Origin of the sequence: Calditerrivibrio sp., assembly GCA_026415135.1 — a bacterium.
GTDB lineage: Bacteria > Chrysiogenota > Deferribacteres > Deferribacterales > Calditerrivibrionaceae > Calditerrivibrio.
In genome coordinates this window covers 1-16,244 of the sequence record JAOAHS010000053.1, presented here as the reverse complement: position 1 = coordinate 16,244, position 16,244 = coordinate 1, and the positions used below count along the sequence as shown (strand labels likewise).

Genomic DNA, 16,244 nt, shown 5'->3' with positions numbered 1-16,244 from the left:
CTGTAAATCCATAACATTAGTATTAGTCGGTCCAGTAATCACATGACCTCCAACTTTTTTAAAAAAGTTATATGAGTCGTTACTTTCAAGATAATAAGACGGGTCAATATTCATAGACAAGGCTCTACTTACCGTTGAATTGTCCACAATAGCACCTGCAGCATCTGTTGGCCCATCGTTACCATCTGTACCACATGACATAAAAAAGATCTCTGGACCATTATGAAGGATCAACGCAGCACTTAAAGCCATCTCCTGATTCCTGCCACCAAGACCACCACCCTTTACAGTAACAGTTGTTTCCCCTCCAGCTATAAAACATAGATCCTTTGTACCTTTATAAATTTTTATTTTATCCATTATCTGAGTTAAGATACTCTTTGCAACAATCCTACTTTCACCTTCTAAATCATAAGCTAAAATCTCCACTTCATATCCCAATTTTAAGGCTGTATTGTATGCACTTTCAATAGCTATTCTGTTGTTTGCAATGATAATATTTTTTGTTTTCTCAAAGCATTCATCATTGCTTTTAGGTGTTTCTGGTTTCAAACCACTTTTACCTTCTAAAATGTGGTTTTTAACAGTTAGAGGAATCAGATCTAAGATCTCATATTTAACGAGTATATCAACACAATCCTGAAAAGTAGAATTATCTGGATAAGTAGGCCCAGATGCTATCACACTCAAATCATCACCTATCACATCAGATACCACAAAAGTAAATAATTTGGCGGGATAACAGTATCTTGCCAAAAAACCACCTTTAATACCAGAGATATGTTTTCTAATGGTGTTTATTTCATGGATTGTAGCACCAGATCTAAGCAAAAGTCTTGTAACCTCTTGCTTATCTTCAAGAGTCAAACCTTTAGCAGGCATCGGCAAAAGCGCCGAACCACCTCCAGACAACAAACAGAGCACAAGATCCCTCTTATTAGCTTTCATGGCCAGCTCAACTACCCCTTCAGCCCCAACAAGACCTTTTTGATCAGGGATTGGATGACCAGCTTCTATAATCTTAATGAACTTAAGATTTTCAGTATGACCATATTTAACCACTATCTGACCTTCATCGATTAAGCTTCCTAAAATATCCTCCACAGCTTTTGCCATTGGTGCTGTTGCTTTACCTGCTCCAACAACAAATATACGTTCAATATCAACCAAAGGGATCCTGTCACTTGCTAAAGATAAAACATTCTCTTCTAAGGATATGTACTTTCTTATTGCATTGTCAGGTTTGACAGCTTTTATAGATTCGTTAAAAATAAATTGAAGATCTTGGTAATATCTATTCTTCATTTTAAAAAAGGCGGAATTTTCCGCCTTTTATTATAATGTGATATCCACCTGGCTTTCCCAGAGTCCATGAATATTACAGTAGCTTACTGCTACAAGGGTACCTGATTCCTCCAACTTGACCTTAAAACATGCCACTGGATTCGTATAAGCTGGACCTTTGTTTGCACCTTCAATCGATTCACCATGAGCCAAGAATTCAGCTCTACCCAGATTGTAAACGGGTTTTCCACTCGCTGGTTTGAAATAAAGACTTATCCATCCTATGTAGTGTTCTGTGGTATTTGGATGAGCAATCTCTTTCCCAACTGAAACCTCAATCGTACAATATTCCCCCTTTTTAATCCCATTAGGGCATTCGATTACTGGAACATGTTTTTCCGACTTAAAATCTGCAGTTTTTACTAAATCTTGAATTGGCATAATCCATTCCTCCTGTAGTTTTTTATGCTTCTATTATAGCACAATTATCAATAATCTCCAGCTAACTGCCTCTTCTTTATATGCTTCTTCAGTGACTCCCTTTTAAAAGCAGGTAACCTATCCAAGAAAAGTACACCTTCTAAATGATCTATCTCATGTTGAATGGCCCTTGCAAGTAAACCTTCAGCCTTAGTAATAAACTCTTCCCCTTTAAGATTCTGGGCCAAAAGCTCCAATTTCATAGCCCTTGTAACATTTGCATATTCCCCTGGTATACTCAAACACCCCTCTTCCTCACATACTTCACCTTCTTTATTCAGTATCACCGGATTTACAAAGACATTAAGATCATTTTTTTCTTTAGACAAATCTATAATGAAAAGCCTTTTGTTAATGCCCACCTGGGTAGCAGCTAAACCTATACCTGGAGCAGCATACATCGTCTCAGCCATATCATAAACAATTTGCTTTAATTCTTCATCAAAAACTTTAACCACTTCAGCCTTTACCCTCAATCTTGGGTCAGGAAACTTTAATATTTCAAGCTTCATTGTCACCTCTATCCTAAATTATAATCTTTTTAATTTACTTGTCAACAATTTTATACCAAAAAAGTATAAAAATACCTCTTCATAAAAAATAACCTTTTTAGCAAGATTACTCAATAGAAAATTTTATACAAACCTTAAAATATCAAAATCTCAATACAAACTCTTAAAAGTATTTTAAAATATCCTTGAAGGTTTTTTAAAGATGTATTAAATTATCAAAAAATTCGTGGAGAAATTATGTCTAAAGCTTACCTTGTATTTGAAGATGGCCTTGTAATGGAAGGAAAGAGTTTCGGTGCAGAAGGTGAATCTGCAGGAGAAGTAGTTTTCAATACCTCTATGACCGGGTATCAAGAGATCCTCACTGACCCTTCATACTATGGTCAAATGGTTACAATGACCTACCCACTGATAGGTAACTACGGTATAAATGAAGAAGACTTTGAATCAGTAAAACCCTTTGTATCTGCTTTTATTGTAAAAGAGTATAGCCAAATTTACTCCAACTACAGAGCCACAGTCTCCTTAGGTGATTTTTTAAAGAGATATGGAATAATTGGGATAGAAGGGATAGATACAAGAATGGTCGTTCGTCATATCAGAGAAGCTGGCTCCATGAACGCCATCATATCCACAGTGGAAACAGACATAGAAAAGCTCAAAAAGAAAGCGAAGGAGATACCATCAATTGTAGGTCAAGACTTAGTCCAATATGTAACTTGCCAAGAGCCTTATGAGTGGACAGAAGGTAGTTGGATGCTACAGGGGGGCTTTTACAAACCAAGTCAATTTAAAAAACATGTGGTAGCATTAGACTTTGGTATAAAGAGGAATATATTGAGATACCTTGTGGATGAAGGGTGTAGAGTTACTGTGGTACCAGCCAAAACCAGCTTTGATGAGATCCAAAAACTAAAACCTGACGGTGTATTTATTTCAAACGGCCCCGGTGATCCTGCGCCATTACACTACGCCATAGAAACGGTAGCAAAAGTCACAGAGTACTACCCCTCCTTTGGAATCTGTCTGGGAAATCAACTTCTTGCACTAGCCTATGGTGGTTCCACGTATAAGTTAAAGTTTGGTCATCATGGTGGAAATCAACCGGTAAAGGATTTAACCACTGGTAAGGTGGAGATCACAGCTCAAAACCACTGTTTTGCTGTTGAAATAAACGATATACTGGACAAATTTGAAATAACCCATATAAACCTAAATGACAATACCGTAGAGGGTATAAAACACAAAACAAAACCTGTATTTGCCGTTCAATACCACCCTGAAAACGGTCCCGGCCCCCATGATGCCAAATACCTATTCAGAAGGTTTGTCGAGTTGCTTTGATGTTTTTTAGAGCCATCACAATCTTACTGATACCTATCTTTGTACTATCCTTTTTACTTGGGTTTTGGATATATACAAATGAATCATTTTTAGAAAACCAAAGGATAACAACAGCCATAAAAATAAAGAAAGGTGAAAAATTTAGTACAGTTTATGAAAAGCTCTTAAAGGGGGTGTCCCCCCCTTTTTTGTTCGACCTCTACCTAAAAAAGGTAAAGAGATTTCCAGAAAAGATGAAATTCGGTTATTATGAAGCAGACAATATTACGCTTAACGAATTCCTTAAAAACATTGAAGATGGTAAAGAAAGTAGGTTTAAGATAACAATCCCAGAAGGTTTTACAATAAATGACATCGCCCAGAAACTCAAAGAAACCAGTGATATAGACTCAGAAGCTTTCTTACGCCTTAGCAAAGATAAAAAATTTATCACCCGATTAACAGGATACCCCTACCCCTCTCTTGAAGGCTTTATATATCCAGACACATACTTTATCACCAGCGATGTTACTGCTGAAATATTTATAGAACAAGCTTATAAAAACTTTTTACAAAAGCTACCTGAAAACTTTGAAGAAAATCTGAAAAGATTTAGCTTAACCTTCTATGAAGGGCTGATTCTGGCATCTATTGTTCAGAAAGAAACATACTTGGAATCTGAATATCCAATTGTATCCTCTGTATTTATTAATAGATTAAAACTAGGGATGCCCCTACAATCTGATCCAACCATCATTTACGGCTTAGGTACCAAATTTGATGGTAACTTAAGAAAAACTGATTTAAGAGATGAAAATAATATCTACAATACCTACACCCATAAAGGCCTTCCCCCAACCCCTATCTGCAATCCATCTATTGGGGCTTTAAAGGGTGTAGCTTACCCAGCTAACACAAACTATCTCTATTTCGTATCCAAAAACGATGGATCCCATATATTTGCCAAAGATTATAACGAACACCTGAACAATATAAAAAAATATCAGCTTTCGAGGTAACAATCCAAAACATATCAGAGGATAAAAACCTGTTGAATATTTTGATACATTTTGTTATATCTGGCTATGGACAGACTTTCAGAGTTAAGATCAAAGATCGATGAAATAGATAACACTATATTACAGCTACTTAACGAAAGAGCAAAACTGGTCATAGAAATCGGTCATATCAAGAAAGCCCAAAATGCTCCTTTATATGTTCCATCAAGGGAAAAGGCAATCTATGAAAGGTTAAAAGCTTTAAATCCCGGACCATTCCCAAACGATGCCCTTAGGAATGTCTTCAGGGAGATTATATCCGCATCACTTTCACTGGAAGAGGTGCAAAAGGTAGCGTACTTAGGTCCTCAGGGGACATTCACCAATTTAGCTGCCATCAAACATTTTGGTTTATCAGTCAAACCGATACCATGTAGAAGTATCCCAGAGGTTTTTGAAGATGTAGAAAAAAAGAGATGCGATTACGGTGTAGTACCTATAGAAAACTCTTTAGAGGGTGTTGTAAATCATACATTAGACATGTTTAGTCAATCAAATCTGAAGATATGCGGTGAGATATTTTTAGAAGTCTCCCATCACCTCATGAATCTCACAGGCAAAATTGAAGATGTAAAAAGGGTTTATTCCCATCCCCATGCCATCGCCCAATGTAGGAAATGGCTAACAGATAACCTGCCAAACATACCGATTGTTGAAGTTGAATCCACTGCAAAAGCAGCGGAGATTGCTGCCTCAGATGAAACAATAGCAGCCATCTCATCAGAAATGGCAGAGATGCAATACAACCTTAAGATCATCTATAGAAATATCGAAGATATGACAAACAACTTCACCAGATTTCTTGTCATTGGTAACTTTGAGCCAGAACCAACAGGAAACGATAAAACATCTATTCTTTTTAGCGTCACCCACAAAGCTGGATCCCTATTTCAGGCGCTAAAATCCTTTGCCGAAGAAGAGATCAATATGACAAAAATAGAATCAAGGCCATCTAAATTAAAGGCATGGGAATATATTTTTTACGTTGATATAGATGGTCACTGCAAAACAGAAAAGATAAAAAAAGCTCTTGAAAAATTCTCTGAAAACGTATCTTTTATGAAAATATTAGGATCATATCCAAAGGGGGTTAAATGATAGACTACAAAAAATTAGCAGGAGACAAAATCAGTTCTCTAATACCATACCAGCCCGGTAAACCAATAAAAGAGCTTGAGAGGGAGCTCGGTATAAAAGAAGCTATAAAACTCGCTTCAAATGAAAACCCATTAGGGGTTTCAGATAAAGTTATAAAGGCAGTCACTGAAGCTCTTCATGAGATGAACAGATACCCGTTAGGGGATGCCTTCTACCTTAGACAGGAGCTGAGCAGATTTCTTAATGTCGCACCAGAAAGGATTATATTTGGTACTGGCTCAAATGAGATAATCGAGCTTGCCATTAGAACCTTTGTAAAACCAGGTGAACACGTTTTATCCTATGCTCCATCCTTTTCAGTATATGGTATAATAGCCCAAGCAAATGGTAATTTCTGCAAATGGGTCCCAACAGGGGAACGATTTAAAATAGACTTTTCTAAAATTAAAGAAGCTGTTGAAGAAACAACAAGAATAGTGTTTTTAGCAAACCCCAACAACCCAACAGGGGTTTATTTTCCAGAAGAGGAGTTAATTGATTTTCTAGAATTTGTACCAAAGGAAACGATCGTAGTACTTGATGAAGCATACATAGAATATGTGGATGCACCTGATTATCCAAACAGTTTAAAACTAATGGATAAGTATCATAATCTATTGAGTATGCGTACCTTTTCTAAGGCTTATGGCCTTGCAGGTTTTAGAATAGGCTACGCTTTCGGTCATCCCGATTGTATTGATATGCTAAACAGAGTTAGACAACCTTTCAATGTAAATATGGTTGCCCAAATTGCTGCGATAGCGGCACTTGAGGATAAAGACTTTGTCAGAAACTCTATAAAAGTAAACCGAGAAGGCAAAGCATATCTATACAAACAGTTCAAGGAGATGGGGCTTGATTTTATCGAAACACAGGCAAACTTCATCTTGGTAAATGTAGGTGACGGCAAAGATGTATTTGAAAAGTTATTAAAAGAGGGTGTAATTGTAAGATTTTTAGGTCCATTTTTAAAAGAGTATGTTAGGGTATCCATAGGGACACCCCAAGAAAATGAAATTTTTATCAATAAGCTCAAAAAGGTGCTCAATAAATGATAATAGTGCTTAAACCTGACGTAACTGAGATAGAGATTGATCATATACTCCAGAAGCTTGAACAGTATGGTTTTAAAACATACCTTTCAAACGCCGGTGAAAGAACAATAATCGGTGCCATTGGAGACGAAAGAGCCTTAAGAGACAAACCCCTTTCCACATTCCCAGGTGTTGAAAAGGTAGTACCAATACTAAAACCATTTAAGCTGGTCAGTAAAGATTTCAAAAAAGAGCCCACAGTCCTCAATATTAAGGGAATAAAAATAGGTGGGAAACATATAGCTGTAATGGCTGGTCCCTGTTCTGTTGAAAGTAGGGATATGTTATTCTATATCGCAGAAAGGGTCTATAAAGCTGGAGCAAGAATACTCAGAGGGGGTGCCTTCAAACCCCGCACTTCACCCTACGCTTTCCAAGGATTAGGGGAAGAGGGGCTTAAGTATCTTAGAGAAGCTGCAGATGCATTTGGTATGCTTGTCGTCACAGAGGTGATGGACCCAAGAGACATCGATCTGGTTTTAAAGTACACCGATATCGCCCAAATTGGTGCAAGAAATATGCAAAATTTTAGATTATTAAAAGAGATTGGCAAAGCCAAAATCCCCGTACTTTTAAAAAGGGGCCTATCAGCAACAATAAAGGAATTTCTCATGGCTGCAGAATATATTGCTTCAGAGGGTAACAGTGATATCATTCTATGTGAAAGGGGGATCAGAAGCTTCGACACAGAAACGAGAAACATACTTGATCTTTCAGCTATTCCAGTTATTAGAAGCATGTCCCATTTGCCCATTATAGCTGATCCCAGTCACGGAACAGGTAGAGCAGATTGCATACTACCAATGGCACAAGCAGCTATTGCTGCTGGCGCTGATGGGCTTATGGTGGAGGTACACCACTGCCCAGAAGAGGCGCTAAGTGATGGGGATCAATCGATACTTCCAGATGATTTTGATCTTTTGATGAAAAGGGTTAAAGTCATTGCTGCCACATTAGAAAAACATATTGAAGAGTAGAGATTGAAAAGATTAAACATAGGCATTATAGGTTTAGGTTTAATTGGGGGCTCATTTTCAAAAGCTTTTAAACTAAAAGACCATAACATTTTCGGCTTAGATCTGGATGAAAAAACCATCTCATTGGCCAAAAACTCTGGTATCTTTGAAGATGTCTGCTTAGAAATAGATGACCTATTAAAACACAATTTAGACCTTTTATACATCGCACTACCCATAGAGGCTGCCAAAGAGGTCGTTTTACACCTTGGTGACATCGATTGTGATATCCCAATTACTGATGCCCTTAGCACAAAAGAGAGTATAGAAAAATTAGCCAGTAACTTTGATTTAACCTTTTGCGGAGGTCATCCAATAGCAGGTAGAGAAAAATCTGGCTTTGAGCACTCAGACCCAGATATTTTTAAAAATGCCGTACATATACTAACAAACAAAAACGCACCCCACTATGAACTTTTAGAAGCTCTTCACAAAGAGATAGGAATGAGGGTAATCCACATGGACCCAAAGGAGCACGACAGAATATTCTCCCTTGTAAGTCACTTTCCCCACTTAGCTGCCTTTTTGCTGGTGGAGATAGTACAAAAAAAAGATCCAGAAGCCTTCAGCTTTAGCGGTGGTGGGTTTAAGGATTTTACAAGAATAGCAGGTAGTGACCCCACTATGTGGTCTAATATATTCATTGACAACAAAGAGAACCTTATAAATATTATTGATGACTATATTGAGCTCTTAGAAGAATGGAAACAGCTAATATCATCACAAAATAGAAAACAACTGTATTCTAAAATAGAAAAAATAAGTAACATAAGGCGAGGTATGTGATGACGGTTACCTTCGATAAAGTATACACCCTAAAGGGGTCAGTAACAGTTCCATCAGACAAATCGATAACTCACAGAGCTTTTATCTTTTCCGCAATGGCTACAGGTATCTCAGAGGTGTTAACCCCCCTCATGTCAAGGGATACGATTGCAACTATGAACGCTATGATGGCTGCAGGTGTAGAATTTAAAAAGATTGAAAATGGTTTTAAAATATGTTCAAAAGGCTATAAACACTTTCAAGAACCTTCAGATGTAATAAACTGTGAAAACTCAGGGACAACCTCAAGGTTGATCACCGGCGTCTTTGCCCCACGATCAAAATACATTGTCTTAACAGGGGATTCATCTTTAAGAAGAAGACCTATGGATAGAGTAAAAAAACCCCTTTCCGAGATGGGAGCAGATATTAGACTTAGGGCTGATAGGTTTCTACCTATGACTATACTACCTGCTAAAATGTACCCCGCCGATATAGTTGCTACCGTAAATAGTGCCCAGGTAAAAAGTGCCGTTTTGATCGCTGGGCTACAACTGGAAGGCTACACCAGTTACACAGAAAAAGAAACCACAAGAAACCATACAGAAACAATGCTAAGGGATTTTGGTGTGGATATATCTGTAGACGGAAAAAAGATCACCGTCAAAGGACCAGAAGAATTATACCCACAAAAACTGATTGTCCCAGGTGATTTCTCCTCAGCTGCTTTTTTTCTTGGTGCTTCCATCATGTTTGAACATTCAGAGATAGAGATAAAAGGTGTAGGCTTGAACCCAACGAGAACGGGCTTTTTAAAGATACTCCAAGAACTAGGAGCATACATAGAAGTAAATTATACAGATAGCAAAGCGGAACCAACAGGTAATATCTTTATAAAACATAAAAGATTAAAAGGGGGCAAAGTATCGGGTGAAATAATACCCAACATAATAGATGAGATCCCCATATTAGCCACTTTAGGGCTCTTCTCAGAAGCTCCACTTGAGATCAGAGATGCAGAAGAACTAAGGGTCAAAGAATCAGATAGGATAAAGTCTATTGTTTATAATATTCAAGCTATAGGTGGTGAAGTGGAAGAGTACCCAGATGGTTTGAAAGTTTACCCGCTAAAAGAGCTTAAAAAAGGTGATATACTACTTAAATCCTTTGATGACCATAGAATTGCCATGATCAATATACTCTTAGCCAAAAGGTTTGGCAATATTTCTATTGACGAAATAGATGCTATAGATGTATCTTTCCCTGATTTCCTCGACAAAATAAAGTCTTTAGAGGTAACCATTGCTTAAAATAGCTATAGACGGACCTGCTGGGAGCGGTAAAAGTACAATATCGAAAAAGATTGCTGAAAAATACGGCTTGACCTACGTCGATACCGGTGCCTTTTACAGATCAGCTGCGTGGCTTTTGTTAAAATACAATCTAACACCCCAGTCCCTTATCGATTTTTTAAACAACGTTGAAATTACCATAAAAGACAAAAAAGTTTTTGTTAAAGTTAACAACAATATATTAGATGTAACCAATGAGATTAGGCTACCTGAAGTCACAGCAAAAACCAGTGAGGTCTCAGCCTTACCAGAAATAAGAAAAATTCTTACAGAAAAACAGAAGCTTTTAGCAAAAAACTCCCCAGTTATCATGGATGGTAGGGATATAGCCACTGTCGTCATGCCTGAAGCTCCCATTAAGATTTTTCTTACCGCTTCCCCAGAGGAAAGAGCCAAAAGACGCTACTTGGAAATGTTAGAAAATGGGTTAGCTGTAGAATTCCCCTCTGTATTAGAAGAGATTATAAAAAGAGACCATGCAGATATCAACCGAAATAGTGCCCCTTTAAAAAAAGCAGAGGACGCAATAGAGATCGATACTACTGGTCTTACCATAGATGAAGTCATCTTAAAGATAGAACAGATCATAAAAGAAAAAGGGTTTTAGTATATGGAGATCTATGTAGCGCAACATTCAGGCTTCTGTTTCGGAGTGGAAAGAGCTGTTAGAATAGTCAACAATGCCGCAACAGAACATCAAAAAATCTATACTTTGGGTCCCATTATTCATAACCCTCAGCTTGTAAAAGAACTACAGTCAAAAGGTGTAGATGTATTAACCAATACCGATGAACTTACCCCCAATTCCATAGTTATTCTAAGATCCCATGGCATCGAAAAATCAGAAAAAGATATCCTTCTCATGAAAAACGTTCACATCATTGATGCCACATGCCCTTATGTGAACAAAGCCCATAACGAAGCAATCGAATTAAGTAAAAACGGCTACTTTGTTGTAATATTTGGTGAAAAAGATCATCCTGAGGTCAAAGGGATCGCAAGTTATATAGAAGGTGACTATGTCATCGTCTCCACCCCCTCTGAAGCTTTGGAGATCGAACCCAAAGATAAAATCGGTTTGGTTGCCCAAACAACTCAGGAAAAGTCTGCATTTGATGAAGTAGCAAATATATTAAAAACCAAAACAAAAGAGCTTAAAATATCTAACACAATCTGTAACGCAACAACGTTAAGACAAAATGCAGCAAAAAAATTAGCAGAAATAGTGGATGTAATGTTTGTTGTTGGAGGAAAAAATAGTGCCAATACCAGAAGACTGTATAAGATATGTTCCCAAATCTGCCCTAAAACTTTTCATATAGAAACAAAAGAAGAGATTGACAAATCGACTCTAATAGGAGTAAATAAAGTAGGTATAACAGCAGGTGCAAGTACACCAAAAAATATCATACACGATGTAATAGAATATCTAAATGGAGTAAATGATGGAAGATAGGGTTGCTCAACAAGAGTTTGAAGAGTTTAAATCTATGCTTGAAGAAACACTCACACCACCCCAAAAAGGGTCTATAGTTAAAGGGGTAGTAGTTGGAATAAATGATAATGATGTATTTGTAAATTTTGGCTATAAAACTGAAGGTGTCGTTGACATCGAAGAATTTAAAAAAGATGGGGAATTAATCGTAAAAATCGGTGAAGAAGTGGAGTTAGAAGTTGTTTCGGTATCTGGTGGAGGCTCATACGTTAGACTTTCTAAGAAAGGTCTGTCTCTTAAACATGATATCGACGAAATATTAAAGTCCATCGAAAAACATAAACCTGTTAGTGTAAAGATTGTAAAATACGATGATAAGAATAAAAAGTTTATAGGTAAGCATGGTGAGGTGGAGATCCATATTCTTGATCATCAAATAGACCACAAAAATAAAATAAAAGAGCCCCAACACTATTTAGGAAAAATCTTCAACTGTAAGATACTCAAGTTCGACGGCAAGAGTAAAACCGCCTTAGCTTCCAGAAAGCAATACCTTATCGAATCCCAAGAAGAGGAGAAAAAGAAGTTTATCGAGTCCCTTAAAGAAGGTGATATCATTAAAGGAACTGTTAAATCGATCAAAGAATATGGTATTTTCATAAATTTAGGTCCCATAGATGGCTTTGTGGCAAAGGAGAATATAGATTGGGGTAGGATTTCAAGGATTGAAAAATATTATGAAATCGATGATAAAGTAGAAGCTAAGATAATTAAGATAGATAAGGAAAACGCTAAAATAGAGCTTAGCATCAAAGCTCTAAAACCCAATCCATGGGAATCAGCAAAGCAGAAATATCAAATTAACTCAGAAGTAAAAGCTACAATCCTCATAAGGGTTAAAAATGGATATATTGCTGAGATCGATAGAGGTGTGGAGGCATTTATTCCTTATGAAGAGATTAGTTGGATTAAGAAATCCAATGTTAGTCTCAATAAAGGGGATCTGGTAATAGGTAGAGTAATCGATATCGATGATAAGAAAGAGAAGTTTATAATATCGATAAAGGCTCTACAGGAAAACCCGTGGGATATCTTCAAAAGAGAACATCCTGAAGGCTCTATCGTTAAAGGCAAGATAAAAAATATCACCGATTTCGGACTTTTTGTGGATTTTGGTGGTGTAGTTGACGGTCTTGTAAGGAAATCCGATATATCTTGGACAGAAGAGATAGAAGATCTAAGTCAGAGGTTTAAAGAAGGTGATATAATAGAAGCAAAAATCCTTGCAATAGATCCAGAGAAAGAAAGAATAGCTTTGGGGATCAAACAACTCGAAAAAAACCCATGGAAAGAGATCGATAAGCTTTATCCTGTAGGTAAAGTAGTAGAAGCCAATGTTGATGCTATCGAAAAGGATGGTTTGATTTTAAATCTTGGTAAAGGGGTAAAAGGTTTTGTTCCATTAAAAGAGGTAGATGACACCAAATCAAGTGTATCTGAAACATACCCAGTAGGGATCAATGTCAAAGCAACCGTTATAAAGGTTGACCCCAAGAATAGAAGTATCATTCTTAGTATAAAAAAATTCAAACAAGATACTGAACGTTCTGAGGTCAAGGAGTACATGAAAAAACTACAGAAACAGGAAAATGATTCTTTTAGTTTAGGCTCTCTACTAAAAGAGAAATTAAACAATAGCGATCAACAATAGGTTATTACCAGATCAGTTTTTTTATCAATAATTAACTCAGACCATAAAAATTTATTCTGTATATTACAATGTAAGTACGACTTTAACTTGACATTGTAAAAACATACTATATAATATAATTGAAATTAACAAGTGGAGGTTTATCTATGTCCAAAGTAACCGATTTTTTGAAAGAATATGGTATAAGTAGAAGGGATTTCCTCAAGTATTGCACCGCCTTAAGTGGTATGTTGGCTTTATCACCATCTTTGGCTCCAAGAGTAGCAGAAGCTATAGAGTCCGACAAAAGACCTCCTGTGATATGGCTTGAATTTCAAGATTGTGCTGGAGACTCAGAATCTTTATTAAGAGCTGACAGACCTTCAGTTGCAGAATTAGTTTTAGACTACTTGTCTATAGATTACCATGAGACAATCATGGCTGCAGCTGGTCATCAAGCAGAAGAAGCAAAAGATGCCACAGTGGGAAAATACAAAGGGAAGTATATCGTTGTTGTAGAAGGCTCTATCCCTGTTAAAGATGATGGAGTATACTGCACAATCGGTGGTAAATCAGCCGTAGATATACTAAAAAAAGTTGGTGAAGACGCTGCATTTATTATAGCAGTAGGAACATGCGCTGCTTACGGTGGTCTGCCTGCAGCATATCCAAACCCAACAGGTGCAAAAAGTGTAAAGGAAATCCTCCCCCACAAAACTGTGATAAACCTCCCAGGTTGTCCTATGAATGTGGATAATCTAACAGGGACTATAGTACACTATCTTCTTTTTGGTGCTGCCCCTGCTATGGATAAATTTTTAAGACCCAAATTTGCATACGGTAAAAGGATACATGATAATTGTGAAAGAAGAGCCCATTTTGATGCAGGGCAATTTGTTGAAACGTGGGGCGATGATGCCCACAGAAAAGGATGGTGTTTATATAAGATGGGTTGTAAAGGCCCAGAAACCTTCCATAACTGTCCCACTTTAAGATGGAATGAAGGGTTAAGTTGGCCTGTTATGGCCGGGCATGGGTGCGCAGGATGTAGTGAACCAGGTTTTTGGGATACCATGACTCCACTTTACCATAGGTTACCAAATGTCCCCGGATTTGGCGTAGAAGCCACCGCAACTAAGATTGGGACAGCTATCGTGGGTGCTTCTGCTGTTATTTTCGGTACACATGGTATTGTTAGCCTTATTAGAAACAGGGGCCTTATTAAAAAAGTAGAAAATAATGAAGTTGATATAGAAGAAGATAATAAATAAGGGGGTTTTTGTATGGCTCAGAAGGTTGTTGTTGACCCAATTACAAGGATAGAAGGGCATTTAAGGATAGAAGCAAAGGTAGAAAATGGTAAGATAGTGGATGCGTGGTCAAGCTCCACAATGTTTAGAGGTGTTGAAAAGATCTTACAAGGGAGAGATCCTAGAGACGCATGGTATTTTACCCAAAGATTTTGTGGTGTCTGTACAACTGTACACTCTATAGCCTCTATAAGAGCTGTGGAAAATGCATTAAATATTAAAGTACCTTTTAATGCAGAGATGATAAGGAATCTTATAATAGGTATTCAGTTGGTTCAGGATCATGTAATCCATTTTTATCATCTGCACGCCCTTGACTGGGTGGATATTGTTTCAGCTCTTAAGGCTGATCCGAAGAAAACAGCTGCTTTACAACAATCAATTTCCCCGTGGAAATATTCAAGTGAAGCCTACTTTAAATCAGTACAAGACAAAGTGGCTGCTTTTGCTAAAACTGGAAGGCTTGGACCTTTTGGCAATGCCTATTGGGGACACCCAGCATACAAACTTCCACCAGAAGCAAACCTGATGGCTGTAGCCCACTACCTGGAGGCCCTACATTTACAAAAAGAGATCATCAAAGTTCATGCTATTTTAGGCTCTAAAAACCCACATCCCCAGACTTTCTTGGTGGGTGGTATGTCTATCCCTGTTGATCCAACAAGCCAAAATGCACTCAATGCAGACAAAATTGCCCAAATCAATAAGTATTTTGCTATGGCAAAAGAGTTTGTTGAGCAGGTATATATCCCAGATGTTTTGGCAGTAGCCCCCTTCTATTTGGATTGGGCAAAAATAGGTACTGGCCATAAAAACTATCTATCTTACGGGGAATTCCCTGAAGGTCAAGACGGATTTCCGAATAACCTATGGTTCCCATCAGGTGTCATATTAAATGGTGATCTGTCCAAAGTATTGCCTGTCTCCCAAGAAAAAGTTACAGAATACGTCAAACACTCCTGGTATGAATACACCGGTGGTGACGACAAAGCTAAGCACCCCTATGATGGTGAACAAAACTGGAAGTATACAGGACCCAAACCACCTTATGAATACCTTGACACAGATAACAAATACTCATGGGTAAAAGCACCAAGATACGATGATAAGGCAATGGAGGTTGGACCACTTTCAAGGATGCTGATAGGCTACGCAAAGGGACACAAGGAGATAAAAGAAACCGTCGATTTGGTACTGAAGAAGTTGAATGTTGGACCAGAAGTACTCTTCTCCACATTAGGTAGAACTGCTGCAAGAGCAATTGAAACCCTCATAGTCGTAAACAGGCTACCAAAATGGGTAGACATGCTCGTACAAAACATAAAGACGGGTGATCTTGCTATCCATAACAATGAAAAATGGGAACCAGCATCCTGGCCAAAGACAGCAAAAGGTTATGGTTGGCACGAAGCACCAAGGGGTGCATTGGGTCACTGGATAGTCATCGAAGACAAAAAGATAAAAAATTACCAGGCTGTAGTTCCTTCAACATGGAATGCCTCACCAAGGGATGCCAAAGGTATTAGGGGACAGTACGAAGAATCTTTGATAGGTACCCCAATTGCAGACCCTAAAAAACCCCTTGAAATATTAAGGACCATTCACTCCTTTGATCCATGTCTTGCATGTGCAGTTCATGTTTATGATGAAAAGGGTGAGTTACAAGCAAAAGTAAAAATCCTATAAGGGGGAGCCATGAAAAACGATAATTACTGCGCTGCCAAACGATTTATATATGTATGGGAAGGTCCAGTCAGGATTACCCATTGGGTGAATTTTTTCTCTATC

The 16,244-nt window shown here is 37.7% G+C and carries 15 protein-coding genes; 12 read left to right on the top strand and 3 right to left on the bottom strand.

Going from position 1 to position 16,244, the window contains the following annotated elements; translation table 11 throughout:
* From N3C60_09125 to def, 3 genes are all read right to left on the bottom strand, one after another.
* The coding region (locus tag N3C60_09125) for a glycerate kinase (GenBank protein MCX8085068.1) at window positions 1–1,305 on the bottom strand (1,305 nt) is incomplete at its 3' end.
* A gap of 30 nt (window positions 1,306–1,335) precedes the next feature.
* Window positions 1,336–1,725: a class II SORL domain-containing protein gene (locus N3C60_09120; protein ID MCX8085067.1), complete on the bottom strand. Its 390-nt coding sequence runs from the start codon at window positions 1,723–1,725 to the stop codon at window positions 1,336–1,338.
* 47 nt (window positions 1,726–1,772) lie between these two features.
* Window positions 1,773–2,276: a peptide deformylase gene (gene def / locus N3C60_09115; protein ID MCX8085066.1), complete on the bottom strand. Its 504-nt coding sequence runs from the start codon at window positions 2,274–2,276 to the stop codon at window positions 1,773–1,775.
* Between the two features lie 237 nt (window positions 2,277–2,513).
* Here def and carA point away from each other — a divergent pair, with 237 nt between their 5' ends.
* From carA to N3C60_09055, 12 genes are all read left to right on the top strand, one after another.
* Window positions 2,514–3,620, top strand: a complete 1,107-nt coding sequence (gene carA, locus N3C60_09110) for a glutamine-hydrolyzing carbamoyl-phosphate synthase small subunit (protein MCX8085065.1) — start codon at window positions 2,514–2,516, stop codon at window positions 3,618–3,620.
* The gene (mltG, locus tag N3C60_09105) at window positions 3,620–4,618 is read left to right on the top strand and encodes an endolytic transglycosylase MltG (protein MCX8085064.1); all 999 of its coding nucleotides are present in this window, start codon (window positions 3,620–3,622) and stop codon (window positions 4,616–4,618) included. The genes carA and mltG overlap by 1 nt, the downstream gene beginning before the upstream one ends.
* Window positions 4,619–4,684: 66 nt before the next feature.
* Window positions 4,685–5,755 (top strand): prephenate dehydratase, encoded by a 1,071-nt coding sequence (pheA, locus tag N3C60_09100; GenBank protein ID MCX8085063.1) that lies wholly within the window; start codon window positions 4,685–4,687, stop codon window positions 5,753–5,755.
* Complete coding sequence (hisC, locus tag N3C60_09095) at window positions 5,752–6,849, top strand: histidinol-phosphate transaminase (protein MCX8085062.1); 1,098 nt, start codon at window positions 5,752–5,754, stop codon at window positions 6,847–6,849. Before pheA ends, hisC begins: the two co-directional genes overlap by 4 nt.
* Entirely contained in the window at window positions 6,846–7,865 is a 1,020-nt protein-coding gene (aroF, locus tag N3C60_09090) for a 3-deoxy-7-phosphoheptulonate synthase (protein ID MCX8085061.1), read from the top strand. Before hisC ends, aroF begins: the two co-directional genes overlap by 4 nt.
* 3 nt (window positions 7,866–7,868) lie before the next feature.
* Complete coding sequence (locus N3C60_09085; protein MCX8085060.1) at window positions 7,869–8,690, top strand: prephenate dehydrogenase/arogenate dehydrogenase family protein; 822 nt, start codon at window positions 7,869–7,871, stop codon at window positions 8,688–8,690.
* Window positions 8,690–9,979, top strand: coding sequence for a 3-phosphoshikimate 1-carboxyvinyltransferase (gene aroA / locus N3C60_09080; protein ID MCX8085059.1), 1,290 nt, complete (start codon window positions 8,690–8,692; stop codon window positions 9,977–9,979). The genes N3C60_09085 and aroA overlap by 1 nt, the downstream gene beginning before the upstream one ends.
* The gene (gene cmk / locus N3C60_09075) at window positions 9,972–10,628 is read left to right on the top strand and encodes a (d)CMP kinase (GenBank protein ID MCX8085058.1); all 657 of its coding nucleotides are present in this window, start codon (window positions 9,972–9,974) and stop codon (window positions 10,626–10,628) included. Before aroA ends, cmk begins: the two co-directional genes overlap by 8 nt.
* Window positions 10,629–10,631: 3 nt before the next feature.
* Window positions 10,632–11,477, top strand: a complete 846-nt coding sequence (gene ispH, locus N3C60_09070; protein MCX8085057.1) for a 4-hydroxy-3-methylbut-2-enyl diphosphate reductase — start codon at window positions 10,632–10,634, stop codon at window positions 11,475–11,477.
* Window positions 11,467–13,167: a S1 RNA-binding domain-containing protein gene (locus N3C60_09065; GenBank protein MCX8085056.1), complete on the top strand. Its 1,701-nt coding sequence runs from the start codon at window positions 11,467–11,469 to the stop codon at window positions 13,165–13,167. Before ispH ends, N3C60_09065 begins: the two co-directional genes overlap by 11 nt.
* Window positions 13,168–13,313: 146 nt before the next feature.
* Window positions 13,314–14,417, top strand: coding sequence for a hydrogenase small subunit (locus N3C60_09060; GenBank protein ID MCX8085055.1), 1,104 nt, complete (start codon window positions 13,314–13,316; stop codon window positions 14,415–14,417).
* Window positions 14,418–14,429: 12 nt separating this feature from the next.
* Window positions 14,430–16,142: a nickel-dependent hydrogenase large subunit gene (locus tag N3C60_09055; GenBank protein ID MCX8085054.1), complete on the top strand. Its 1,713-nt coding sequence runs from the start codon at window positions 14,430–14,432 to the stop codon at window positions 16,140–16,142.
* The last annotated feature ends 102 nt before the right edge of the window (window positions 16,143–16,244 follow it).